This is a genomic window from Myxococcus vastator (assembly GCF_010894475.1).
GTDB lineage: Bacteria > Myxococcota > Myxococcia > Myxococcales > Myxococcaceae > Myxococcus > Myxococcus vastator.
Genome location: NZ_JAAIYB010000020.1, coordinates 1 through 24,559, shown reverse-complemented (window position 1 = coordinate 24,559; position 24,559 = coordinate 1). Strand labels below are relative to the sequence as shown.

Here is a 24,559-nt window from a genome sequence, read left to right as displayed (position 1 = left end):
CGCCCATGCCCCTTGAGGAAAGCATCGTCTTCCGCCAGCTCGACGCTGGCGGACGCTTCTCGCGTTTCTCCTACGAGGACGCGATTCCCGTCCTGTCTTCCTACAGCCTCACGTACCTCATCGGGCACATGGGGCTGGGCCTCTCTCAGGGCTACGCCCTCGTGGCCCTGCTTTCCACCGCGCTCGCCATGTACTTCCTGCGAGCGCGCTTCCCGGACGGCCTCTTCGGGCTGATTCGGTACTTCGCAGCGCCGAAGCACCTCTCGGCGCTCACTCCCGACGTCATCCTCAAGCCCTATCCCGGGCGTCGAGATTCAAATGCCGCGCGCTCCTCGTCCCACTGAATCCGCGTTTGCGCACTGGCTGCCCTACTGGTGGGCCGGTGATGGCGTGCTCGTCCTGGTGGACGGCACGCTCGTCCTCGGCTGGCGTGTCCGCGGCTGCGACGCGTCCAGCTCCACCGACGACGTGTGCAACACCATTGCTCACCAGCTTCGGAGCTACCTCAACGCGCTCCCTGTCGGCAGCCAGCTCCAGCTCCTCCGCCGTTCGACGTCCACTGGCCCTGACTTCGCCGCAGCTTTCCTGCGAGCGGCGTCCCCCGCTCACCCGCTGCTGAAAATGCAGCGGGACGCGAACGCGGAACACCTTCTCTCCAGGGGGCTCCGGGACCAGGAAACCTACCTGTTCCTCTCGCTCCCCCAGGCCCTCGGCCGCCTCGGGGACCACACCACCAATGGCGTGTCGAAACTCCTCGACCGCCTTACGGGGCGGGTTGACCCCGCGTCCCTCCGGCGCGCTCAGCACATGAAGGCCGTGGAGGACCTCCGCGACAGCACGACAAGCGCGAACCGCCACCTCATCCGTGCCGGCGTCGTCCTCGAACCGCTAGCGGATGGAGACCTTGTCTCCCTTGCCTTCCGCTTCCTCAATCCCGGCCACTCCTCAGTGCCCGAGCTCGTCTCCGACTCGCCGCCCGAGGAACTCCCGCTCACCGACCAGCCGCTCTACCGCGCCCTCAGCTTGAGAGAGCAGCTCGTCCACTCCTCACTGAGCTGGAATGCGGACACGCTGTACCTGGGGATGAAGCCCCACCGCATCCTGTCCCTCAAGGCGCCGCCGGCGCGCACGCGGGTGCAGCTCATTCAGGGCGTCGTCAATCTCCCCTTCGACTACTGGCTCTCCGTCGCCGTCCACATTCCGGACACGGAAGCCAAGTACGGAGAAGTTGAAAAGCGGCGCAACCGGGCCAAGTCCATGGCTACCGGCTACGTCCGCGACGTCCGAGCGTCTACGCAGGCCCAGGAGCTGGAGGGTGTGCTCGAAGCGATGACCTCACGCGACCAGCGCGTCCTCAGTCTCTCTGTGCACGTGCTCTACGCGGCCGAGGACCTGGTGGAGCTGGACCGCCGCACCCAGGCCGTCCTGGACGCCTTCAACGGCATCCGGACTCCTGTCGCGGTCGAGTACCAGAACCAACTGCACGCCTATCTCGGCATGTTGCCGGGAAACGCGCACGCCGCGCCTCACAGGCGGACCGTTCTCACCGACAACGCGGCTGACTTCCTGCCCGTCTACGCTGCGTCCCAGGGCGCCAAGCGCCCTCTGTTCGCTGCGGAGACGCGGGCTAGCGAGCCCCTCAAGGTGGACATCGCAAGCCCGGCGAAGGACAACTGGAACTTCACGCTGTTCGGTGCCTCCGGCTCCGGAAAGTCCTTCTTCACCGGCGCCCTGCTCACGTCGAGCATGCTGGGCCTCAACAGCCCAGTCATCATCGTAGACGTCGGCGGGAAGGAGCTCGGCTCCTACTACCGCCTTTGCGAGCTGCTGGGCGGCGACTTCATCGACGTCAACCTTGATGGGGGCTGCTGCATCAACCCCTTCCCGGCGCGTGAGGACCTCTACTGCACTGACGAGGGGGACCCTGCCCCTCGCCCGAATGCGGGCAAGGTGTCCTTCCTGGCCAACCTCACCCGCCTCCTTGTAACCGAGCAAGGTGGCGGAGGCCTCAGCATCGCGGCCTCCTCCATCATCGAGCACTCGATTCTCGCCACCTACGCCCGGCTCAACGGACGGACGCCCATCTTCACCGACGTGGCCGAATCCCTCGACCTCTACGTTGGCGAGGACCACGAGGACACTGCTCTCGCCAAGCACCTGGCGAAGACGCTTCGCCACGTGCTGAGCAGCTCCCGGGCGAAACTGTTCAACGCGCCGTCGCGCGTGAACATCCGCAGCAACTTCATCGTCTTCGACATGAAGGGGCTGGAGGCCTTGGGCGAGTTCAGCACCATCATGCTGCTCATCGTCTCCAGCTTCATCTGGTCGATGTTGGGCCGTCGCCGCACCGGTGACGGCTGGCTCGCCTGGGTTCTGTACGACGAGTGCTGGAAGCTCCTTCAGGAGCGCATCGCCGCCAAGATGGTGGCCGAGCTGTTCGCCACCATCCGCAAGCTCAAGGGTGGAGTCGGCGCCATCACCCAGAACCTGGACCAGGCGCTCTCCGTTCCGGAAGCGGCGTCCATCTTCGCCAATGCTCCAACGACCTTCCTCCTGAAGCACGTCACCAATCACGAGAAGGTGTCCAACTTCTTCCAGCTCAACTCTCGCGAGCAGGAACTCTTCCGGGGGCTCACCACCGTCAAAGGCTCCTACTCGGAGATTTTCACGAAGTGGACCGAGGGAGGCGTCGCCAAGAGCACCGTCCTCCGCTACGCGCCATCAGCCTGCGACTACTGGTTGATGACCACCGACCCCAAGGACCGCGAGCTGGAGGCCGATGTTCTAGCCCTCCACCGTGGCAACCGGCTTGCAGCCTTCAAAGACCTCGTCGCCCGCTACCCCAACGGTGCGGCCTCCGCTCCAGCCGCCCGCGCGGCATGAAAGCCCCTTCCATGCGATTCCTGCTCTCGCTTCTTCTTCTCACTGCGCCTGCCGCTCATGCGCAGCTCGTCGTCTCGGACCCTGCCTCACTGGCGGAGTCCATCCGTCAGACTTTCGCAATGGGACAGCAGGTGGAATCGATGCGTCAAACCATCGCCACCGCCCAGGACCAGCTCCAGCTCGCCCGCGACGTCTACGCCGGCGTGAACGAGTTCTCCTCCTTCGACCCCGACACCTACCTCCAGCGCGCCCGCGAGCAGCTCCAGCAGGAGCTGCCGCTCGCATCTGAGGCCGCTGGCCTCGCGGGCAACCTCCGCCAAGGCCTCCGTGGCGGAAGCTTCAACGGGGCCAACATGGTGCAGCGCCTGGACCTCTACGGAGACCACGCGCGCCGACGCAACAACGGTTGGGGCACGCAGGGGCCCGCGGCCGCCTACAACTACTCGTCTGCTCTCGGCATCGCCTCGGACCTCGACCAGGTGGCGCGTGACCGCCGCTTCCAGGATGAGGCGAGCTCGCGGCCGAGCGTCGCCACCGCGGCCGACGGCGTCCTCCACTACGAGGCATTGCAGGCAGACCCTCAACTGGTGGTCCTGCTCTCCAAGCGCCGCGCTGAGGCTGCCGCCTCCGAGCGGCAGGCCACCGAGCTCTACTTCGAGTCGCTCGGCGCCAGCCCTGGAAAGGCCGCCCAGTTGTCAGCCCAGGCCAACAGCCGTTCCGCCATGGAGCTGGCGCGCGTGAACGACCACCTCGCGAAGGCAGAGACCCGCCAGCAGCTCCAGGACCTCAAAGCGGCCCAGGAAGAGGCCTCGGCCCGCCAGGGCCTCGACAACCTCTTCAACGCCTTCGACACGAGCATCGAGCGCAGCTTCCAGCCGCGAACGAAAGCAGCGCCCCCGGGGATCAACATCCGATGACCGAATTTCTCACGTCGGGCCTACTGAACCTCACAACTCTCGGCTCATACGCCCTCTCCATGCATGCGTTGCGAAACACCAGCATCGCCCTTCGCGCGTGGGCCGCCGTCGTCACGCTTTCCCTCTTCGCGTTCACCTCTTTCCAGCTCACCACGGTCGTCTTCCAAGCCTTCATGAGGAGTCACTCATGAACCTCATCCATACGATTCTGAGCGGGCCAGCCGTAGTGCCCTACGGCGTCGGATGGGCCCTCCTCATTCTCGGCACAGTGGTGTCCGCGGGGCTCAACCAGTTGACGTTTTTAGGCGGGAAGAATGAGCCACCTGGGATTGTGCTCTCCCGCCTCATCATTGGGGCCATTCTCCTCACCTCCTTCACCTGGATTTCGCAATCCATTTGGTGGGGAACCAGCGAGATCGCCGACACCATCTTCCAGGAAGCCGAGTACTTCTCGATGCGAGACGACCTCGGGCGCTTCAGCGGCCGTCTCCAGAAATACTGGTGGAGTCCAGGCCCTGGCGGCGCCTTCTTCTGGGCTTCGATGAAGGACAACTTTGTGTCCCTCATCGCCACCGTCAGCCTCGGCATCGCTCTTTTGGCTCGGGAACAACTGGAGATGCTCCAGGTCGTCCTCTTCAACGTCATCTTCTGCTTCGGTCCGATGCTCATCGGCCTCAGCACCTTCGGCATCCCGACGGCACGAATCTGGGTCATCGCGCTCCTGGAGATTTGCAGTTGGTCCGTCACCTCGGCCGTCCTCTACGCGAGCATCAACACGCGCCTCACCGAGTACGTTCGCAATGCCGGCGACCAGGACCTCACGAACACGGACTTCCTCAATGTCATCGGCATCTTCGTCTTCATGTCCTCGATGACCCTGGTCGTGCCCGTTGTCACCGGACGCCTCCTCGGGATTTCAACCCTCGGCGAGTTGGCGAACGCCACTGTCGGCAACGACATGGCTACTCGCTTGGCCAAGGCCCTCAACAGCATCTTCAACACCGACAACGCCCTCTCACCTGCCGGCCCCCAGATGCAGGACGCCAACCTGCGCTCCAGCGCCCCCAGCTCCCGTCCTGGTGATTGACCCCATGCACACCCGACCTGACCAATTTGAACTCTGGGCAGACCTCCAGAAACAGAACCGCCACCTGCGCCGCTTCGGCTACGTCCTCGCGGGAACGGTGGTCCTCCTGGTGGTGGCGCTCGTACTCACCTCCTTCCGCCCGATGATGGCGATTCGCGTCGACTCACTCGGCCAAGCCGAGCTCGTCCAGGTCCTCGCGCCCAGCAACGCCCCAGCTCCCGAGGAGGCGGAGCACGTCAGCCGCCTCCTGGCGCAGTACCTCCTGGAGGTGACGAGTAACTCTGTCGCTCGTGACCTCTCGCACGCCTACAGCTTCATGACTGCCGACTTTGCCCGCGCCTATGCCGCGAAGGTGAAAGAGGACCCGAATCTCGCGGTCCTGGAAAAGGGGAACATCCGCAGCCAGCTCACCTGGGAGCCCAAGGGAACCCGCGTGAAGGCGGAGAAGGACGACGCAGGCAAACCACTCCGCTATTTCGTCGAATTGGAGGGCACCGTAGAGGTCTATCGAGCCGACATCCTCACCTCTCCCCTACTCACCACCAATGTGCTCGTCCGCACCACACTCCTCGTGGTGCCGCGCAGCCCTGCAACGCTGAATGGGCTGTTGGTGGACTACTTTGAAAAGGAGTACGTGAAGCCCAAAGAAACCGAGCCCTCGGGCATTTCAACCAGCCCTTTCCCCTCACCAGCACAGGTCAAGCCGTGATTCTCGTTACTGCACTTGTCGCACTTCTCGCCGCCACTCCCTCCATGGAGCCCAAGACTTCCGGGAAACAGGTTCGCGTCATCCCCATTGATGACGCGCGCGCCACCCAAGTCTTCGAGATTGGCACTCACCCCACCATCCCCGCGGTGATTGAGTTCCCCGAAGCCTTCTCGGGGACTCCCTCGTGCGGAGACTGCATCGACCTGGGCGCTCCCCTCACGCCCAGTCAGTTGGCGGAGTCCGAGGCCCTGTTCGGCTTCCAGGCGTTTCCGGACGCCAACTACCTCGTCATCAAGCCCGCCGGGCCTTCAGCCGAGGAGGGCGGCATCGTCCCGCAGCGCTCCTACCTCACCTCCGTCAACGTGAGGCTGAAATCGAAGCTGACTCTCACGCTCATCATCCGCTACGCGCCAGCGGAGCAGGTTGACGCCCGCGTCATGTTCACGTTGCCCAACAGGGCGAACGAAACTGCCTACGTCCGCGACCAGGTGGCCAAGGCGAAGCGCGAGCTCGAGGCGGACTTCGCTGACCGCATCCAAGAGGGGATGTCGCGGGCTCTCATGAAGGCCTTCGCAGAGCCCCACGAATGTGTCCGTCTGGACGCGCGCAAGTGGCACGACCAAGCCTTCATCGAGGCCAAGGAACTATGCCGCTTCGGCACGCGCCGCTTCCTCACCTTCACCGTCGAGAACCGGGGACGCGGCATCCTCCATTTTGGCGAAGCCGTCATCCGCAAGGGCTCCGGCAACAACGCCCAGCCCGTGCCCGACGTCCTCTTCTACCCGGACCCGCAAGAACTCCCGTTTCAGCAGCGGGTGACGGCTGTCGTCGCGTTCAACGTGGATGCCGATGACTCTGCTTCCACCTACGAGCTGACCTTCCGCGAACTCGGCGGCAAGGGACGGCAGATGACCCTCGCTGACCTGGCCTTCTAAGCCCCTCAGGACTCACCATGTCTCTCACCGACGACTTCGACCCGGACGCGCCTCCTGAGCCTGCGGACCCTACGGACTCCGCCGGCCCTGTTCGGCCGCAGGTTTCGTTGGACGGCCTCCTCTCTGGTGAGGAGGACATGCCCCCTGAACCGGACGACATGCCCCCTGAGCCGGAGGACGACCCAGGTCCTCCGCCGCCCTTGGGGCCGTCTACTCTCGACCTGCCGCCTCTTGCTCCGCCGACGTCGCAACCCCAGGCAGCTCCAGCAGCGGGAGCTGCTGGCGCCGTCCTCGAGCTCGGCGGCAGCTCCGGCAGCTACGAACTCGTCCGCCGCCTGGGCAAGGGCGGCATGGCCGAGGTCCACCTCGGCCGCCGCCTGGGCACCGAGGGCTTCGAGCGACCTGTCGCCATCAAGCGCATCATCGCGGAGCGCCGTAGCGACTCCAGCTACCGGAAGATGTTCTTGGACGAGGCCCGCCTGGCCGCGCGCCTCGTGCACCGCAACATCGCCCAGGTGTTCGACCTACACGCGAACGCCGATGGCTTCTACCTGGTCATGGAGTACGTGCCGGGCACCAGCCTTCGGGACCTCATTGCCATGAGTTCTACGAAGGGCCGTGCCTTCACGGAGGCCTTCGCCCTCTACGTGACGAGCGAGCTCGCGGCAGCTCTCCACTACGCGCACGCAGCGACCGATGCCACCGGCAAGCCGCTCGGCATCGTTCACCGCGACGTAACTCCGCACAACGTCATGATTTCCGAATCCGGCGATGTGAAGCTGCTCGACTTCGGCATCGCGCTCTCAGCGGTCCCCGACCGCGAGCGCACGAGCACCGGCTTCATCAAGGGCAAGTACGCGTACATGGCCCCTGAACACGCCCTGGCAGAGCCCAACCTGGACGGACGTGCCGACCTCTTCTCCCTCGGCCTCGTCCTCGTGGAGCTGCTCACCTGGCGAAGAATCTTCGAGGAGCCCTCCACCGCCGCCACGCTCTTGCGCGTGACGACTGCTTCGCAAGAAGACATCACCGCCGCCATCAAACAACTTCCCGAAGCCCTCCAAGACCTCATCCGGAAGGCACTCGCGCGCAAGCGGGACGACCGCCACGCCTCCTGCGAGGCCTTCCGGGCCGAGCTTCGGAAGTACATGAAGGCAGCCGGTATCCTCGGATTCGGCCCCGAGGAAGCCGCCGCAGAGCTCAAGGCCCTCGCGACAGACACCCCCCGCGGCACGACACCCTCCCGACGGGCCGCTCGGCCAACGCCTGCTGCGCCCCCTCCAGCCGCCGTCCCGCCCGCTGCTGCTGCTCGCGTGGCGGCTGCTCCCGCCGCTGCTACAGCTTCACCTCCGCCGGCCGTCGCCGCTCCTCCGCCGGCCGCTCCAGCCCGCGCCTCTGACACACGCCAGAGGCGCATGCTGGCGCTCCGCGAGGACCTCGCCAACCCGAAGGGGGCGACGCGAAAGCTCCTGCTCGTCCCGGCCCTCAGTATTGGCGGAATGCTGCTCGGCGGCTTCCTGGTGGTGTCCTTCTTCGTCAGCTCGAACACCCCTGACGTCGCCAGCCCTGTGGAAGTGAAGACAGCAGCGCAGGAGCGCGCGGAGCGTGAAGCTGCTGCAAAGGAACTCCAGCCGGCCCCTGCCACTGCCGTGCAGCTCGCCGACGTGCGCGACACGCCCGTCCAGGCTGCTTCACCTGCTCCAGCGACCCTTCCGCCCCCCACAGAGCCGAGACCGCAGCGCGCACCGAAACCCCAGGGGGCCAAGCCGACCTCTCGGCCCGCTGTCGCCGCCGCAGCTCCCGCACCTACGGATGCTCCACCGGCCGTTGAGGCAGCGCCGCCGCCCCGCGCGCGGCGGAACACGCTCCGAAGCATGGCAATGGGCTCGGCGACTGTCGCGGAGGCGCCTTCGTCGTCCTCCTCGGTCCCCGCTGGCACCTTCATCCCTGTGAAGCTTCAGGTGCCCGTGGACCCGTTCAATCCTGGGCCGGTCACCTTCACCGTCACCAAGGCCGTCGCCTCAGTACCGGCCGGAGCCACCGGCATTTGCACCCCCCAAGGCGGCGCCACTGGCCGAGTGGGATTGTCCTGCACGTCCCTCACTCTCCCTGAGCGCGGGGCCGTCAGCGTCGTAGCGCTGGCCTACGGCACCGACCGTCAGCCAGGCCTGCCCTATGCCCAGGTTGATGGGGCCTCCCCTGGGGCTTCCTCGGATGCCCGAAACGTCGCCGTCAACACCGCCCAGCGCCTCGCAGGCGATGCGTTGGGCAACGGCACCGTTGGAGACGTAGCCCGCGACGCCCTAGGCGTAGGCGCCAGCCGTGCGCGCTCCACAAGCGGAGGCAGCGGGCCTACGTCACAGCCCATCCCACGAGGGACGGGCTTCCTCCTATTCGTCAGCGAAGCCTTCTAGTCGTACCGCCTCCCCATTCCCGGGGAGGCGTGTGTTCACCATGGACTTCCTTTGGGAAGTCAGAAAGGCGCAGTCCTCTTGAAGCTCCTCATCGTCGAATCGCCGAGCAAAACGAAGACCATCAAGAAGTACCTCGGCAGTGGTTTTGAGGTCCTCGCCAGCCGAGGCCACATCCGGGACCTTCCGCTCAAGGAGCTCGGGATTGATACCAAGACCTTCGAGCCCACCTACGTCATCAGCGAGGGGAAAGCCGCCGTCGTGAAAGAGCTGCGCGCCGCCGTCGCCAAAGCAGATGAAGTCCTGCTCGCGACGGACGGTGACCGCGAAGGCGAAGCCATCGCGTGGCACCTTGCGAAAGCGCTCGGTCTCAAGAGCCCGAAGCGCATCCGCTTCAACGAAATCACGGCGTCCGCGTTGAAGAAGGCAGTCGCCAGTCCGGATGTTCTGAATCAGCACCTCGTTGACGCTCAGCAAGCCCGGCGCGTCCTCGACCGGCTTGTCGGCTTCACGGTGTCCCCGCTGTTGCGGCCGTTCGGCTCGAATCACAGCGCCGGACGGGTCCAGTCCGCGACCCTTCACATCCTGGTGAAGCGCGAACTCGAACGCGAAGCCTTCAAGGTCAAGACGTACTGGACGCTCGGCGCCAAGTACGAAAACGGCCTCAAGTCGGCGCACGTGCGCCGCGATGAAAAAGGGCAGCTCGTTGACGTGCGCCTCGACTCCGAAGCCGACGGCCAGGCCGTCGCCGCCAAGGCACGTGGACCCCACACAGTCACCGAGCTCCGCACCGAGCCTGTAGAGAGGAAGCCCAAGGCCCCCTTCACCACCGCCTCACTGCTCCAGGCCGCGAGCGTTGCTCTGAAGTTCAAGCCGGAGCTGGTGATGAAACTCGCCCAGACCCTCTTCGAGGGCGGGCACATCACCTACCACCGCACGGACTCGGAAGCCTTGTCCGACGACAGCATCCAACTCGCCCGTTCCTGGATTTCCGCTCAGCACCCCGAGGCCCTCCCAGAGAGCCCTCCGAAGTACAAGGCTTCAGCCGACGCCCAGGCCGCGCACGAGGCAATCCGCCCCACGGTGCTCCTCGACGGCAACAGCACGCCAGAGGGCATCAGCGGTGACGAGCTCGCGCTCTACAACCTCATCCGCAACCGCTTCATCGCCTCGCAGATGAAGCCCGCCATCAGCTCCCGCACCACCGTAGTCCTCGAAGCCGAAGGGACACTCTGGCGCGCCGTCGGCTCCGTCGTGGAGTTCCCCTCCTTCCTCCGCCTCACTGGCGCTGACGAGGACACCAAGGAAGACGAGGACGACGATACCGCCAGCATCCCCAAGGTGGCGGTTGGCGACGTCCTCCAGGTGGCGGGCATTGACGTGAAGAAGCAGCAGACGAAGCCTCCGCAGCGCTTCACCGAGGCGCAGCTCGTCGCCGAGATGAAGCGCCTCGGCATCGGCCGCCCTTCGACCTACGCCAACACGCTCGCGGTCCTCGCCAAGCGTGACTACACGACCGAGGAGCAGCGCAAGCTCTACCCCACGCCGCGCGGCAGAACCGTGGACACCGTGCTCTCCCAGACGTTCGCCGACCTGGTCGCCGCGGACTACACGGCGCAGATGGAGGGCCGCCTCGATGACGTCGAAGCGGGGAAAGTCCGGTGGCAGAGCGAGCTCTCCACCTGGTGGCGCGACTTCGAGCCGCGATTTGCCACCGCTCCCACTCTGATTTCCGAAGCCATCAAGTCGAATCCCGCGTTGGCAGCCGGCGTCCCCGACGCCCCTGCACCGGTGGACAGGCCCTGCCCCAAGTGCGGAGGCGTCCTCGTCCTCCGCCAGGGCAAGAAGGGCCCCTTCCACTCCTGCACCGCCTATCCCGCCTGTGACTACGCAGGGGACCCCTCCGCCAAGCCTTCGGAGACGCCCTGTCCCAAGTGCGGCAAGGCCATGGAGCAGATGGACGGCGAATACGGCCCATGGGCCAGGTGCCTCGACCGGAAGTGCGAGGGGAAGCTGAGTCTCGCCGCCCCCGTCGAAGAGAAGTGCCCGATTTGCCAGGCCGGGATGGTGGACAAGGGGAAGTTCCTGTCCTGCACCACCTATCCCACCTGCAAAGGCTCCTGGGACAAGGAGGACCTCAAGGAGGCCCAGAAGGCTGCTAAGAGGTGCCCCAAGTGCGACCGCCTCCTCCGACTCCGGAAGGGGGGGCGAAAAGGCAAGTTCAGGAGCTGCTCTGGATACCCGGTGTGCGACCACTCAGCAGACGCGTGACACGCGTGAGTGCGCATTCCCCGGTTGTCCGCGCCCCTGGCTTGCCATAAGAAGCCAGGAGGCTCAGGTTGGCCAAGAACTACGAGACGGTGACGATTCGGATGCTCACCTACGAGCACGATTGCTTCAAATCAGGAGTCGCGGCCCTCAAGGCGCACGACCCCTCCCTCACCTACGCCCCCGTGTTCTACACGGCGGGCTTGGAAGAGGCGCACCGTCTTGGCGTCTACACAGGTTCCCAGCCCTCCACGCCACTCAAGGCCGGGGGCTGGAAGAACGAGCCGAAGAGGCCCGAGGGGATTTCAACCCGGGAGCGCGTCACCATCACGGTGCACCCCACTCACTTCGACGTCATCGGCACAGCCGCGGCCTACGTCCACGTCTCCGTGCCGATCTTCCTGATTGGTTCCGGCTTCCGCTACCTCGCCAACTTGAAGCTCGCCAACGCTCGCTTCGAGACCGCAGCTCTCGAAGCGGAACGCGCTCGCTTCAACCCTGGCCTCAAGGCGCTACGGCTCCCCCGCCAGTACGAACCATTCCCCGCCGACTTCGACGGCTCCGACCCAGACTGGGTCTGAGCCGTTCCCTGCGCTGCCATGCCCACGAACTACCAGTCAGTCACCATTCGCCTCCTTGAAGCTGAGGACACCGCTCTCGAAAAAGCGGTGAAGGCGCTCTCGACCAAGCGGTCGAAATTGGGCATCGCGCAGCTCATTTGCACAGCCGGAATGGAGGAGGCCGCCGACCTTGGGTTCCGGCCTTCCACCTGGCCGTCCTCCGCACAGGGCGTGAAGGTCGAATGGGAAAGCCCCCCTCGGGGCCGTGAGGGCACCGTCCCACGGCGTACCATCACCGTCCCGCCTTTGTACTACCCAGTCCTCACCGCTGCTGCGGACGCGGCCTCTGTCAGTCTGCCGCTGTTCCTCGTCGGTGCTTCCTTGCGGTGGATCGCGCGTCGCAAACGCGCTGAGCCCTCAAACAAGGCTCTCCAACAGGTCCACCTGCCGCACCATTACTCAGAGTCCTAGGAACCTCTCATGACTCCTCTTATTCGAGTCTCGACTCTCTCAATCCTGGTGGTCTGCCTCTCTTGCGGCGATGGCCGCCCCACTCTCTCTGCGCCCGAGACGGAAACTGGAACCGTCTCAGGCTTCTTCCTCAAAGGCCGCGGCCAGCGCATCACCCTCTACCGCGTCGCGGATGGAGCCCGAAGCACCGCCGTTGGCAGCGCCCAGGTGGGCGACGACGGCACCTTCTCGGTAGGAGTCGGCGCCGCGCACGGCCCCTTCCTTCTCGTTGCCTCTGGTGGCTCGCTGCTGGATGACGCCACGGGCGCAACCGTACCCCTCAACTCGGAGGAGCTGACTACGCTCCTCCCCTCCTTCTCTACGGCGAGTCACCTCACCGGGGTTTCCGTCTCCCCAATCAGCCACCTCACCGCAGGGCTTGCGCTCCGCTACGTGCGGAGCGAAGGCCTCGACCTGGCTACCGCGTACGAGGAAGCAGCTGGCCACCTGCACAACCACTTTGGAGGCCTCGACTGGCGCCGCGTGGCTCCCACTGACTTGACGACGACGGCCGTCACCACGCTCGATGATTCGGCCCGGGCGGGCCTGCTCCACGCAGCGCTGTCCCAGCAGGCGCGCCTCATCAGCGAGGCTACCGGCCTGACGCCGGGTGCTCGCGTCACGGGACTGACGCTCACCCAGGCGCTCTACCAGGACCTCACCGCCGACGGGTTCTTCGACGGCGCGAGCGCCCAAGGCACGCTGTCGCTGCCTTCTGGCGCCATCCCGCCCGCCGCCTACCAACTCAGCGGCTCCACCGCGCGTGCCGACCTGGCGCACGCCGTTGCTCGCTTCCTGGAGTCGGACCGCAACGCCTCCAAGGGTTTCCGCCCTGCCGATGTGCAGACGTTGGTGTCTGCACTCGCTGGTAACAGCAACTCCCGCATCTTCAGGACGCCGGGCGGGCTTGTCGACATCGACCCGCCCAGCGTCGCGTTTGTCACTCCCGCTGCCGGCAGTGGCATCAACGGCACGGTGTCCGTGACAGCTCGTTGCGAGGACCCCTCTGGCATCACGTCATGCCGGTTCACCGCGCCGCAGCAGCTCGCCCAACTCCAACCCTCGATTGACGGCACCACCGCCACCCTCACGGGCCCGCTGGACGTCTCATCAACTCCGGATGGCCCCCTGACGATTACCGTCCGAGCGGAGGACCCGTTCGGCAACGCGACGACGCAGGACTTGGCAGTCATCGTCTCCAACCGAGGGCCCAGCATCAGCATCACCGCTCCCTCCGAGGGCAACACCCTCTCGGGGAATGTCACCATCACGGCTGCTGCCACGGCTCAGCAAGGGGCTGTCCGGCGCCTGGAGCTTCGCAATCCTCCCCCTGGCGTTGGTGCAGACACCCTCCCAGCGGCGGACTCCTTCGCCGCCACCTGGGACACTCGGCAGCCGCCTGAAGGCGCTGTGCAGCTCACGTTCCGGGCCGAAGACGAATTCGGCGCCATCACCGACGCGACCATCACCGTGCAGGTGGACAACGTCCCCTTTGGGTCCATCACTGCCGTCGTGAGTGCTGGCGCCCCCGTCGCTGGCGCCACCGTCAAGCTGGTGGCCCTCGACGACGCGGGACAGCCCGCGACCACCCGCCCAGGCGGCGCAGTCCTCGGCCAGGGCGGGCCGACGGAACAGGACGGCCGCATCACCTTCACACTCTCCGAGGAGAACTGGGATGGCCCTGTGCAGCTCCAGGCCTCTGGGACTGGGCTCTCCTACGTCGACCCCTCGGACGGAACGTCGCCAGTCGCCGTCCCCTCCACCTTCACATTCACCTCGGCGATTCCGCGCTACCGCACCGGCGACGCGCTGACGGCTCCCGTCACGCTGTACACAACCCTGGCCGACAGCGCGGCGAGCGCGTTCGGCCGGGGGCGTAACCCCTCGACGCCCGCCACCAGCTACGCCTCAGCCCTCGGCGTGGTGGACCCTCTCTTTGAGGCCCACGTCTCAGGCAGCATCCGCTGGCCGATTCGGACCACCGTGCCCGTCTCCCTCACCCAGCCACCAACGCAAACGTTGCGCGACGTCGTCTACGCCGCGCTTCCCGACGTCGCGCTCAACCAGCTCGCTAGGCGGGTGGCCATCAGCGCCGGCCTCACCCCTGTCCAGGGGTTCGACGCCCTCAAGCTCGTCGCGCTGCTGCAACGCGACGTGTCCGACGGGACGTTCGACGGCCACGAGGGAGGCCTCCTGCTGCGCGTGCTGGGCTCCCCCCACTACGAGCTGTCCACGGACGAGCTCCGCGTCCGCATGGCGCTTGCCCTGGACGCGTTCGTCACCGGCAGTCAGAACCGGACCGGCCTCACCCGGGCCGACCTTCGGGCCGCAGAGCCGAACATCTACGACTCGCTCAGCCTCGACCAGTCGGCGCTGTTCGGCGATGCGCCGCCCGTGCCCTTCGATACGAACCCTCCCGAAGTGACCTGGCGCATCACCTTCACTGGTGACGACGGCGTCACCCACGAGGCCCCCGTCGGGGCCGAGCAGCTCGTCGCCAACACCTTGGCCCTAGAGGTCACCGCGGTGGACCCGGAGGGCTCCGGTGTGCGCGCCCTCACCGTGACCGCCGGCGGAAACCACCTCAACGGCCAGACGACCGCTCCGGGACGCGTCACGGGCACCTGGACGCCCACGGCCGACGGCACGCTTGAACTGCTCGCCGTTGCCGAGGACGGCTTGGGCAACCGCGCCGAGGTTCGGCGTGTTGTCCGCGTGGACAACACGCCACCGGAAGTTGCCGTCACGTCACCCGCCACAGGCCTCTTTCACGGCTCCGGCGCCCTCCAACTCGCGTCGGAGGCCTCCGACTCCAACGGTGTTGCCTCCCAGGTCGTCACCGGGCTTCCCGGTGCGACCGTCACCGGCACGAGCTCGCTCACCGGCACCTGGACACCCGCCGCGAACCTTGCGGATGGCCCTCTCACGTCTACGTGGACGGCGTGCGACCAAGTCGGCAACTGTCGTGTGACGGAGCGCGCCTTCAACGTCGACCGCACGGCGCCGCTCCTTTCCTACGCCCATCCGCCACCGCGGCACACGAACGCGTCAACCATCACCATCACCCTTGCCGCAGCCGACAGCGGCGCCGGTGTGGCCGGTGTGTACGGACGCCGGGTCGACCACCTCGCAGAGCGCATTGCCGCTACCCTCAACGATGGCGTTTGGTCCCTCACCCTCCCGGCTTCAGGCTCTGGCGAAGTGATTTATTCAATCTGGGGTGAAGACCGTGCCGCCCCTTTGAACAGCGGTGAAGGGCTCACCAACGAGCATCGTCTCCAACCGGCCATCATTCGGGACGTCACCGCTCCTGTCGTCGAGCTTCTCACGACCGGCTTCTATCGGTCTGAACAGGCACTGCGGCACCAAGAGAGCGCTCCAGGCGTTCCAGCAGTCCCCGTGATTCATACGGGGCTCGGCTCCGTCGTCCCTGTCGTCAACGGTGCCTCCGTTCACAAACTCATCACGCGCGTCACTCCTGGCAACCTCTCCGCCGAGGAGCTTGCCACCACCAACGCCTCGAACACGCCGTGGCTCGCCTACAGCGTTCTCTACTCCGGGTCTGTAGCTGGCCAAGAGGCGCCAATCACCGAAGCAACCTACTCAATCTCCTGCGCTGGCTGCGGCGCCCCCTCGGTGAGTACCGGCAGCCTCCTCCACCGCGGCTGGCATGACTCAGGACGCGAGCGCTTCGCTCTCCCTCTTACAAGCGCAACGATCCCGGGATTGCTGGACGCAACTACCTCACCTGTCACCCTGACCATTCGCGTGACCGTCCGCGACGCGGCTGGCAACACCACCACCAGCGGGGCTGCAACGCTGACGTACCACCTCGTCTCGCCAACGGTGAGCATCCAGGAGGTGACCAACTACTCCACCGCACGGGATGCGAAGTCCCCATATGCGTACAGGATGCAGGGGCTCACCTACGATGACCTCTGGGAGAGTGCCACTCCTGCTTTTGAGGGGCTCTCAACGATGAGGGTCGCGAGGTTCCGGGTTCGGAACCCACACCCCGTCCCCATCGCGGTAAACCTTACTGCTCGCGCTGGTGCGACCTGGGCGGTTTCCGAGGAATGGGCCGACTCCGTCCGGGACGACATCCATCAGAACCCACGGAACTACGACGGATTCGCCTTCAATTTTCACCTGCTCCACGACTACCAGCAGTCTTACCGGCGCATGTGCGAACCATCGCAACCGCAGCACCCGCCTTATCCCTGTCCCACCGCCGACGACAGACCGACGCAGTACGCGATTCACGTGCTTGGTGATGCCCAGCAGTGGCGTTGCGTGCCGGTGACTGCCCCGACCACCAACACCCTCACTGCGGCACGGACCACCTTCGCAACCGCCGGCTATCTGAATCCCGACTCGTACCCGACGGGAGGGGAGCCGGAAGTTACCCGCGCTCCTGGTGGGTACTCAGCCTTTGGGCAGCAGGCGTGGCTTGTTCCCGCTGCAAGCGGGAACGCACCGGGCCAACTGACGCTCTACGTGCTCGTCCCGCGAAACCGCGCAGCCCTCCCGGCCTTCACGACGGCCGGGACCGCCTACGAGTATCTGCACGGGCTCAACTACGGTCAGACCGCCATCTATGGGCAGTGCCGGGACCCCGACATGAACCGTTACTTCCTCCACCGCACTACTCGCCGGCTGCACTACCGCACCCTTTCCGCAGCTCGCGTCACCTACACCTTGCCGTTCACCCTCAACAGCATTGGCACCAATGGCGCCACCGGTCCCCTCGGCGCTGCTCGCGCCGTGGTCGAGGGCTCCGCTACGGCCGACGTGCCGCTTACCCACCAATAGGACTCACCATGCAAGCCTCCATCTTCCTCCTGCCTTTGCTCGCGCTCGGCATCTCCGTCTGTGGTGGTGACGACGCCACCACCGGTGAGCGCGGCCCCGCTGGTGAGCGCGGCCCCGCTGGTGAGCGCGGCCCCGCTGGTGAACCAGGCCTCGCTGGCGAGCCAGGCCCCGCTGGTGAGCCAGGCCCCGCTGGTGAGCCAGGCCCCGCTGGCGGGCCTCTCATCCACGTCACCTCCGACCACGGTGCTGCCCTCGGGCCCGCCTACAGCCTGTCGGGGGGCACCGTCACGTTGCGCGAAACCTACGGAGACCAGCGCTTCTGGGCTACTCGCTCCACGGGGACCGGCGAGCTCGCCAATCACGTCGACATCTACTTCTCCTCTCTCGACTGCGCCGCCACCGAAGAACCTGAGCGCCTCTCGGGCCTCGTCATCGACCGAACCGCCTCTCCGGGCTGGCTTATTGGCAACTTCGACCAAGCCTGGGTTGTCTTTTGGCCGAACACCGTTTCCCGTTACCGCGGAAGCGTTCGTCGCGCTGCTACCGGCGAGTGCGAATCCCTCGACTCCGGCGTCAACGTCACCGGCTTCCCCGTCGCTCCATGGGTGCCGCGCTCCATCGGCAATGTCTTCGACCCCATCGCTATCCCCTTCCAGATTGCAGCTCCGCTCACGCTCACTGTGGCGGGCGAGGAGCAACCCGCGCCGTGATTCGCTCACTCGTCCTGCTCGCTCTCCTCCTGCCGTTGTCCGCTCATGCGGACCGAGGTGAGATCTACACGTTCATCACGGTTGGCCCGGCTGTCCTCGGCCTGGACGACCCCGCCAACGGCACCGTCCGGCAGTCCCGGCCAGGTCTGCTCGGTGAGCTGGCCGTGTACTCGGGCCTCAGCCACACGCTCTACGTCGGTGGGCTCGTCCGCGGCAGCTTCACTCGCGACGTTGCCTTCCAGCACGTCACCATCCGCCAGCAGGACGGAGGCACTCCTACGGGCACGCTCTACGCCGACACTTGGAACGTTGGCGTAGGGCCTCTGGTGGCCTACCGCTACGACACGGGCTATCGGCTCGCTCCGCTCGCCCGCTTCGAGCTGACGGGGAATTTCAGCCGCTACCAGCGCCTCCAGCTCGCCCCGACCGGGACATCCGTTGCCTTGGATTTCCCTGCGCAGTCGGACTTCGCCGTCAGCGCGCGACTCCTCGCACTCGCCGAGTATCGCCTCACGGACAGATTCATCGTGTCGGCCGGGCTCGGCATCCGCCGCTCCTTCGGCTCCCTCACCGTGTGGGAGTTCGATGTACCTGTCTCGCTGGGGGCTATCTGGTGATTGCCACGCTTTGGGGCTTCCTCCGCCCCTCCCAGTGGATCAACACTCAACCTGACACGTCATCTATGGCAACCCACCGTCACCACCCGAAGAGGTGCCCCGTGTAGCCGCCTGAAATGGAACGGGCTGCCAGCGCGCCAACGCTGACAGCCCGACGACACCTTCGTGAGCCCCTCGTATCCCGGTCGCCAAACCTTGGGGGGCCTTGCCTTGCACCACTGCCGGTTTGACCCGGCCGCTACCGGTGCGCCCATCGACGTCTTGGACCACCAGCGCGCGAAGCTAGCGCAGGTGGCCAGGGCTGTCGAGTCGCGCCCTCACGCCCGTGCCAGCTCCTCAACGCGACTCCCACAACCGGAGAGTCCCACCTGCCCCTACCGGGGCAAGGGCTCGTGCGCCTACTCGCGACGACAGCGAGCTGGACGCGCCGTCGCGCAAGCGCGCCAAGTCGAAGGCAAAGCCGGAGCGCCCGCGCTCCCCCCTCTGTCTTCCTCGGAGCGTCCTCAACTGGGAGGACAAGCACCTCATCGCCGACGAGCTGGCCGTCCTCCGCGACTTCGCCCTCACCCATGCCGTGGACCTCTTCCGGCTCCGCCGGCGCCGGCCCGAGCTCCGCGAGCTCACGCCCGCGGCCTGCTTCGTGTGGGCCGTCCACGTGGCCGCTGGTGCCATTGAAGGCGCCTGGGGCTGGCAGGCACCTGGCTACGAATGGGCCGAGGCTGCTGGGTACAGCCGCAGCCAGATTCTCCGGGCCTTCGCGGACCTGGCCGACTGCGGGCTTGTCTGGCGCTACGAGCAGCTCCGCACCATCGAGTTCCTCACCGCGGACCTGCCCCAGCCCCTCACCGAATGGACCTGCCGTGACGGCAAGGAGGGCCGCAAGTACGCCAACGTCTACTCAGTCAGCTATCTCACCCCCAAGGGGGCCGCCCTCGCTGAGGAGCTGGAGCTCTATGAGGAGCGCGCCCACCGCGGCGTCCTCACCAAGGTCCGAACGGGCCTCCTGGCCCGGCTGGAACGCTCCCTCCGCCCCGTCCTCCGGGCCTTCGCGCGACGTCGCCCTGACCTGCTTGAAAAAAATGCGACACCTCACGTGCTTAGTCGTGCGGTTTCCCAAGACACATACTCTCTAGAGGGAGGCCCCACTTATCCACAGGCGAACTCACGCCAGGAGGAGTGGGCGGAGCACGCGCCCAACGGCGCGTGCGAGGTCCCGGAAGGCCCAAGCACGCCCCTTCCCCCCAGCCGAGCCACCCACGCTGGTGCTGAGCGGCTCAGTGGGGGGGAAAGCCTGGACCGGGTGAGGCGCCAACTCGTCGCCTATTGCCTCTCCAGGCGCGTCTGGGAGCCCGTTTTTGAATGGGTCCCGGCTCCATGCCGGTGCGACAAGCGCTTCCGCGGCATCCGCGAGTGGGAAGGATTCGGCCACCACCAGGCCCAATGCCCCTACGCCTCAGACTCGGCGGCCGAGCTCCAGCACCTCCGGCAACGCGGCTGGCGCCGCGTCTTCCGGCCCGTGCTCACAGCTGCCGAGCTCTGGCCCAAGGCATGGGAAGCACCAGAGCGCCGCGAGGAACTCGCGGCCCTGGCCCAGCCCATTCTGCAGGAGGTCTGGGAGTCGCTCGAAACCACCGGCCTCGGAAAGCTTCTTCAGCGTCAGCGGCGGCCGGCCGAGGAATGGGACCTCTCTCGTGCCCTGGCCGCATTCACGACCGACGTCGAATCCCGCCAACCTGGTGCTGACGTCGCTCCTGACTTCGCCAGTGCCGTCCAGGAAGTCATTTCCGCCGCGCTGTCAACTCCCTGAGTGATAGGGGTTTGACTTGCTTTGGCAAGTCAGGTTATCCCAATAGCGGAGGGACAACCCCTCTCTCATGGAGGTTTTCTTGCCTATCGACCGCCGCGCAGCCCCGCCCGTCCTGGACAACCTCGTCCAGTTGGAGCGAGCGCAGTACCAAGTCGCCTTGGACTTCCGAGCCGTTGCGAATACCTGCCTCGCGCTCGGCCTCTCGCGCCGTCATGCGCAGCTCCTGGAGTTGCTGGCCACCCAGGCCGAGCTGTGCCTGGCCGGCATTCGCGAAATCCGCCTCGACGTCACGCCCTTCCCCTCGCTGCCCCAGCAACTCGCGGACTTGGGCTGGACCTACCTCGGTGAAGGGAGTTCCGGCCACGTGGCCGGCCGGCCCGGGCTGCCCAACATCACCGCGCCCTCCTTGCCCGCGCTCCTCACGATTTGCCGCCAGCGTTCCTCCGAACTCGACACCCACCTCAACCAGCACTGACGCCATGACCTTCCGCGACACTGCCCAACTCAATGCCGTCTGCCGCGCGCTCCTCGAGCGCGCAGGTGCTCCTCTCCTCTGGACGGCCACCGGCCCGGCCCACGCTGCAACCACCGCGTTGCTCACCCGGCCAGCTCGCCTCTCCACTGCGGCCGACGCCTTGTTGTTCCTGGCGTTCGACTTCCTGGCGGAGTTCCAGCACCAGGAAATCACTGCTTCCGTCGTTGGCGTCGTGGAGCTCCGCTCGCTTCTCAAGCCGCAGGACCTCCGCGCCGTCGGACTGCTCTTGGTCGCCCTCACCCAGGGCCCCACCGCTGTGGACGAGTGGCTCGCGCTCAACCGCCGCAACCGGCTCCTCGAAGCCGCCGTCCACCACGACCGCCGCGCGAGCTCGCTTGAGCAGCTCTCGCAATCCGCTGACGTGCGCTCCGAGGTCTCCCACCACCGCGATTTGGCCGCACAGGCCAGGGCCACTGCCGCCGCCCTGCAAGACGCACAACCTGCATCGGACGGGACTACCTTGGAGGTTGTCTCCCGCGCGGCTGGCGGAGTCGACCTCTTCCTCACCGGGAAGCCCGTCACCGACAGCTCCGTCCTCGAAATCCGCCAGGGTGGCACCTGGCGCCGCGGAACCCTGCACCTCCTCGGCTTCGACGGCTCCCGTGGACGCTTTCGCCTCCAGGAGGCCGACGCGCCGCTCTCAGCCGCCGTTGACGCCCTTTCCCGTGAGGAGACCTCGCAGAGCCTCTTGCTCAGCAAGGTCCGCTTCCGTTGGCCGGAGGCCCCATGAAGCTCGCGCCCGAAGTCGCCACCTTCATCGCGGTTCGCCGGGCTTGTGCTGCTCTCCGTCAGCCCACCCCTTCCCTCCTCCAACTATCGCCCGAGAACGAGGCGCTCGTCCGTGAGCAGCAGAACGCGCTCATCGACCTGCTCTCCTCGCTCTATCCCGTTCCCGCTCCGCAGCCCTTCCGCCTCCTGGCGGAAGTGCGTCTGCGCCAAGTGTCGCTTCCGCTCCCTCCAGCGGACGTCCGGAGCTCGCTGTGAAGCCATTTCCCAACGCTCTCAAATGCGAATCGGACGCTCGATGGTCGCTGCATAGGGTCAGCGACCTCATCGCCGACCAGGTGGAACAGCTCGCAGGCTCTGGGCCGGCCGCGGAGTCTCGCCGCGTCGCACTCCTGGAGCTGTCCAAGCGGCTGTCGCGGGAGGCTCTCTCGCCCACACCTCCGGGGGCCTCATGACCCGCTGTAAATGGCGTCTCCAGCGCAGGTGCCCCCGCGCTGGACGCGCCTTCCATGCCTTCGGGTGGTGGTGCTGGCCTCACTTCCGCCGAGTCGCCCGGACCTTCCGGCCGTCCCGGACTCCCCGTCCTGCTCCTCACAGAGCAGTATCTCACTGGCACTGATAGCCTCTCCTCATGGCCATTTCGCAGGCCCAAATCACCGCCGTCCTCGAAGCCGTGGACCTTGTTGACCTGGTGTCACGACACCTGACGCTCAAGCCCTCCGGACGCGCTTTCCAGGGCTTGTGCCCCTTCCACGGCGAGAAGACGCCTTCCTTCTACGTCCTTCCGGGCCGTCGTCGCTGGAAGTGCCACGGGTGCGGCGCATCGGGCGATGCCATCAACTTCGTTCAGCGGCATGCCTCGCTGTCCTTCCCGGACGCCGTGAGACAGCTTGCCGCCGAGTACGGTGCTCCTCTCAGTGACGCCGTCGATGCTCGCACGCGTGAGCGCTCCGCGCTCCTCGAGGTCCTCCGCCAAGCGGACGCCGCTTACCAATCCTTCCTCTGGGGCGACGACGGACGCGCCGCTCGTGACTACCTCTCAAGCCGCGGCATCACCGAGGCCACCGCTCGCGCCTTCGGCCTCGGCTGGGCCCCTCTCGCGTGGGCTTCCCTCACCAAACGCTACCAGCAGTCCGGAGCGCTCGACGCTGCCGCCAAGGCCGGACTTGTCCAGCCTCGCTCTGGCAAAGCCGGTTACTTCGACTTGTTCCGCGGCCGCCTCATGGTGCCCATCCGTTCGGCTGACGGTCGCACCATCGCCTTTGGCGGGCGTCTCGTCGCCACCGCCGACGGGCCCAAGTACCTCAATTCTCGCGAGTCCCCGCTCTACGACAAGAGCGCCACTCTCTTCGGCATGGACCAGGCGCGCGACGAGCTCCGCCGGCGCAAGACGGCCGTCCTCGTTGAGGGCTACTTCGACGTCATCACCCTCCACCAGGTGGGACTCCACAACGCCCTCGGCCTCTGCTCTACCAACCTCACCGCCGCTCACCTGGCCCTGCTCCAGCGCGCCGAGGTCCGCGAGCTGGTGCTGCTCCTCGACGGAGACGCCGCAGGCCTCGGCGCTGTCTCTCGGCTCGCCCCCGTCATCTTCTCCGCCGGCACACCTGCCCGCGTCGCGCTCCTCCCCACTGGCGAGGACCCGGACTCCTTCGCTCTACGCGCAGGCCTCACCGGCATCTCCACTCTCCTTGCCGCGGCACGGCCCCTGTCCGTCCACCTGTTCGACCACTTCCTCCCCGCCGGCGCGCGCTCTACGTATGAAGACATGATGGCGGGCCTTGCTGGGCTGCAACCCATCCTCTCCGCGACCACCGGCCTTCCGCAGCGCGCCCTGGTGGCGCAGCTCGGCGAGTTCCTCCAGCTCCAGCGCGAGGACCTGGTCGAAGCCCTCAAGCTTGGCAACACGGCATCACCCGCTGCTTCTTCGCCGCCCTCACCCAGTCCGCCGAACCCTCACGAAGCCATCTTCACCGCCGCCGCGCTCCAGCAGCCCGCTCTCCTAGAGCTGGACCAGCATGGTGCCCAACAGCACCTTCGCGCAGACCTCCGTGACGTCCTTCGCACAGGGGAAATCCCTTCACCCCCTACACACCGCGCGCTCGAAATCGCACGCTCTCAGCTCCCTACTGACGAAGCTCAGCTCCAGCGCCTCTTCGTCACGCTCTCCCGCACCCTCAAACTCCGTGCGCTCGACGAGCAGCTCTCCCTCGCCAACAACCAACGCCGTTCCGAGCTCCTCTCGCAACGTGCGCAACTCCTGGCGACGCCGAACTGACAACATCTGATTCCCGCCTTGTCTCCGCAGCTCCGCAGCTCGCAAGGCTTCCCCACCCCCCTCCGCCCCCCGAGTGGGGGCACCGTCTGCCAGACTTCCGTCTAGGCGGCAGCCGCGGAGGACTCCCGTCCTCCGTTGCGGTAGGTCGCTTCGCTCCCAGATTTTGAATAGGCCCTGCTGAACCATCAGCGCGGTAGCTACACGAGCGCTGCTCGCCCACCACCAGGTCCACCCCCGCTTCAGCCACCACTCACCGACGCGCGCTAACAGCGAAGCCCAATCGGGCCGAGGTGCCACGTCCTCCCTGTGTGGCCGCGTGTCGTCCCGGTCCTAACTACGCCGTCCCCCGAGTGCGTTCATCCGCGCCAGGCAAAAGCCCCTGTCACGTCCTCCGCCTAAAGACTCGGTGGCCAGCAACGGCCCGGGCCGCCACGCTTGAGGGACTCCATGCGCCCCCCAACGCTTTGCGAGGGGGCGCACGGAGCGCCCTCACCACGAGGAGGACGACATGACGCACCCAACCCCCGAGCAGTTCTTCGCAGACGTCAAGGCCCGCATCGCTGAGCTCAAGCAGAAGAAAGAAGCCGCCTGGGCCAAAGTCGAAGAAGCGACCGCCCAGGGTGACGAAGCCCAAGCCGACCGCGAGCGCGAGGCCTTCGCCTCCTTCAACCGCCAGATGCTGGAACTCGCCCTGTCTCAGGTCTCCGTCGGTCTCGAACTCGCCGTGGCGCACCTGGGCGCCCAGCTCCCCCCGAAGCCGCCGGCGCACTGACGGACCCGCCACAAGGGCTCCC

The 24,559-nt window shown here is 66.4% G+C and carries 20 protein-coding genes; 19 read left to right on the top strand and 1 reads right to left on the bottom strand.

Annotated features, from left to right (window positions below):
• The first annotated feature begins 5 nt into the window (after positions 1 to 5).
• From G4D87_RS03450 to G4D87_RS03440, 3 genes are all read left to right on the top strand, one after another.
• Positions 6 to 344, top strand: a complete 339-nt coding sequence (locus G4D87_RS03450; RefSeq protein WP_163778726.1) for a hypothetical protein — start codon at positions 6 to 8, stop codon at positions 342 to 344.
• The gene (locus G4D87_RS03445) at positions 319 to 2,883 is read left to right on the top strand and encodes a TraG/VirB4 family ATPase (protein ID WP_163778723.1); all 2,565 of its coding nucleotides are present in this window, start codon (positions 319 to 321) and stop codon (positions 2,881 to 2,883) included. The genes G4D87_RS03450 and G4D87_RS03445 overlap by 26 nt, the downstream gene beginning before the upstream one ends.
• Before the next feature lie 140 nt (positions 2,884 to 3,023).
• Positions 3,024 to 3,800, top strand: a complete 777-nt coding sequence (locus tag G4D87_RS03440) for a hypothetical protein (protein WP_163778719.1) — start codon at positions 3,024 to 3,026, stop codon at positions 3,798 to 3,800.
• On the opposite strand, the gene G4D87_RS03435 is transcribed toward G4D87_RS03440, so the two are convergent.
• Positions 3,787 to 3,975: a hypothetical protein gene (locus G4D87_RS03435; protein WP_163778716.1), complete on the bottom strand. Its 189-nt coding sequence runs from the start codon at positions 3,973 to 3,975 to the stop codon at positions 3,787 to 3,789. The two genes, G4D87_RS03440 and G4D87_RS03435, sit on opposite strands and share 14 nt — an antisense overlap.
• 12 nt (positions 3,976 to 3,987) lie before the next feature.
• On the opposite strand from G4D87_RS03435, the gene G4D87_RS03430 reads away from it, so the two are divergent.
• From G4D87_RS03430 to G4D87_RS03355, 16 genes are all read left to right on the top strand, one after another.
• Positions 3,988 to 4,887, top strand: coding sequence for a conjugal transfer protein TraG (locus G4D87_RS03430; RefSeq protein ID WP_163778713.1), 900 nt, complete (start codon positions 3,988 to 3,990; stop codon positions 4,885 to 4,887).
• A gap of 4 nt (positions 4,888 to 4,891) precedes the next feature.
• Complete coding sequence (locus tag G4D87_RS03425; RefSeq protein WP_163778710.1) at positions 4,892 to 5,596, top strand: hypothetical protein; 705 nt, start codon at positions 4,892 to 4,894, stop codon at positions 5,594 to 5,596.
• Between the two features lie 44 nt (positions 5,597 to 5,640).
• On the top strand, positions 5,641 to 6,531 hold the full coding sequence (locus G4D87_RS03420) for a hypothetical protein (RefSeq protein ID WP_163778707.1): 891 nt from the start codon (positions 5,641 to 5,643) through the stop codon (positions 6,529 to 6,531).
• 137 nt (positions 6,532 to 6,668) lie between these two features.
• Entirely contained in the window at positions 6,669 to 8,945 is a 2,277-nt protein-coding gene (locus tag G4D87_RS03415) for a protein kinase domain-containing protein (protein ID WP_163778704.1), read from the top strand.
• Positions 8,946 to 9,023: 78 nt separating this feature from the next.
• Positions 9,024 to 11,213, top strand: a complete 2,190-nt coding sequence (gene topA, locus G4D87_RS03410; RefSeq protein WP_163778701.1) for a type I DNA topoisomerase — start codon at positions 9,024 to 9,026, stop codon at positions 11,211 to 11,213.
• 68 nt (positions 11,214 to 11,281) lie between these two features.
• Entirely contained in the window at positions 11,282 to 11,791 is a 510-nt protein-coding gene (locus tag G4D87_RS03405) for a hypothetical protein (protein ID WP_163778697.1), read from the top strand.
• Positions 11,792 to 11,809: 18 nt separating this feature from the next.
• A complete protein-coding gene (locus G4D87_RS03400; protein ID WP_163778695.1) occupies positions 11,810 to 12,241 on the top strand; it encodes a hypothetical protein in 432 nt (143 codons plus the stop codon).
• A gap of 9 nt (positions 12,242 to 12,250) precedes the next feature.
• The gene (locus tag G4D87_RS03395) at positions 12,251 to 17,092 is read left to right on the top strand and encodes an Ig-like domain-containing protein (RefSeq protein WP_163778692.1); all 4,842 of its coding nucleotides are present in this window, start codon (positions 12,251 to 12,253) and stop codon (positions 17,090 to 17,092) included.
• Positions 17,093 to 17,100: 8 nt separating this feature from the next.
• A complete protein-coding gene (locus tag G4D87_RS38815) occupies positions 17,101 to 17,802 on the top strand; it encodes a collagen-like protein (protein ID WP_205507408.1) in 702 nt (233 codons plus the stop codon).
• Positions 17,799 to 18,419 (top strand): hypothetical protein, encoded by a 621-nt coding sequence (locus G4D87_RS03385; protein ID WP_163778688.1) that lies wholly within the window; start codon positions 17,799 to 17,801, stop codon positions 18,417 to 18,419. The genes G4D87_RS38815 and G4D87_RS03385 overlap by 4 nt, the downstream gene beginning before the upstream one ends.
• 574 nt (positions 18,420 to 18,993) lie before the next feature.
• Positions 18,994 to 20,226 (top strand): hypothetical protein, encoded by a 1,233-nt coding sequence (locus tag G4D87_RS03380; protein WP_163778685.1) that lies wholly within the window; start codon positions 18,994 to 18,996, stop codon positions 20,224 to 20,226.
• A gap of 157 nt (positions 20,227 to 20,383) precedes the next feature.
• Complete coding sequence (locus tag G4D87_RS03375; protein ID WP_205507406.1) at positions 20,384 to 20,701, top strand: hypothetical protein; 318 nt, start codon at positions 20,384 to 20,386, stop codon at positions 20,699 to 20,701.
• Between the two features lie 4 nt (positions 20,702 to 20,705).
• Entirely contained in the window at positions 20,706 to 21,491 is a 786-nt protein-coding gene (locus G4D87_RS03370) for a hypothetical protein (protein ID WP_163778680.1), read from the top strand.
• Positions 21,488 to 21,745, top strand: coding sequence for a hypothetical protein (locus G4D87_RS03365; protein ID WP_163778677.1), 258 nt, complete (start codon positions 21,488 to 21,490; stop codon positions 21,743 to 21,745). Before G4D87_RS03370 ends, G4D87_RS03365 begins: the two co-directional genes overlap by 4 nt.
• A 373-nt stretch (positions 21,746 to 22,118) precedes the next feature.
• Positions 22,119 to 23,765: a DNA primase gene (gene dnaG, locus G4D87_RS03360; RefSeq protein WP_163778674.1), complete on the top strand. Its 1,647-nt coding sequence runs from the start codon at positions 22,119 to 22,121 to the stop codon at positions 23,763 to 23,765.
• A 508-nt stretch (positions 23,766 to 24,273) separates the two neighbouring features.
• Positions 24,274 to 24,537 carry a hypothetical protein gene (locus G4D87_RS03355; protein ID WP_163778672.1) on the top strand — a complete coding sequence of 88 codons (264 nt, stop codon included), beginning with the start codon at positions 24,274 to 24,276 and terminating at the stop codon, positions 24,535 to 24,537.
• The last annotated feature ends 22 nt before the right edge of the window (positions 24,538 to 24,559 follow it).

Excerpts from the sequence above, each read along its gene's own strand:
- G4D87_RS03450 (WP_163778726.1), top strand. The coding sequence starts at position 6 with ATGCCCCTTGAGGAAAGCATCGTCTTCCGCCAGCTCGACGCTGGCGGA.
- G4D87_RS03445 (WP_163778723.1), top strand. The coding sequence starts at position 319 with ATGCCGCGCGCTCCTCGTCCCACTGAATCCGCGTTTGCGCACTGGCTG.
- G4D87_RS03440 (WP_163778719.1), top strand. The coding sequence starts at position 3,024 with ATGCGTCAAACCATCGCCACCGCCCAGGACCAGCTCCAGCTCGCCCGC.
- G4D87_RS03435 (WP_163778716.1), bottom strand. The coding sequence starts at position 3,975 with ATGAAGGCTTGGAAGACGACCGTGGTGAGCTGGAAAGAGGTGAACGCG.
- G4D87_RS03430 (WP_163778713.1), top strand. The coding sequence starts at position 3,988 with ATGAACCTCATCCATACGATTCTGAGCGGGCCAGCCGTAGTGCCCTAC.
- G4D87_RS03425 (WP_163778710.1), top strand. The coding sequence starts at position 4,892 with ATGCACACCCGACCTGACCAATTTGAACTCTGGGCAGACCTCCAGAAA.
- G4D87_RS03420 (WP_163778707.1), top strand. The coding sequence starts at position 5,641 with ATGGAGCCCAAGACTTCCGGGAAACAGGTTCGCGTCATCCCCATTGAT.
- G4D87_RS03415 (WP_163778704.1), top strand. The coding sequence starts at position 6,669 with ATGCCCCCTGAACCGGACGACATGCCCCCTGAGCCGGAGGACGACCCA.
- G4D87_RS03400 (WP_163778695.1), top strand. The coding sequence starts at position 11,810 with ATGCCCACGAACTACCAGTCAGTCACCATTCGCCTCCTTGAAGCTGAG.
- G4D87_RS03395 (WP_163778692.1), top strand. The coding sequence starts at position 12,251 with ATGACTCCTCTTATTCGAGTCTCGACTCTCTCAATCCTGGTGGTCTGC.
- G4D87_RS38815 (WP_205507408.1), top strand. The coding sequence starts at position 17,101 with ATGCAAGCCTCCATCTTCCTCCTGCCTTTGCTCGCGCTCGGCATCTCC.
- G4D87_RS03370 (WP_163778680.1), top strand. The coding sequence starts at position 20,706 with ATGACCTTCCGCGACACTGCCCAACTCAATGCCGTCTGCCGCGCGCTC.
- G4D87_RS03365 (WP_163778677.1), top strand. The coding sequence starts at position 21,488 with ATGAAGCTCGCGCCCGAAGTCGCCACCTTCATCGCGGTTCGCCGGGCT.
- dnaG (WP_163778674.1), top strand. The coding sequence starts at position 22,119 with ATGGCCATTTCGCAGGCCCAAATCACCGCCGTCCTCGAAGCCGTGGAC.
- G4D87_RS03355 (WP_163778672.1), top strand. The coding sequence starts at position 24,274 with ATGACGCACCCAACCCCCGAGCAGTTCTTCGCAGACGTCAAGGCCCGC.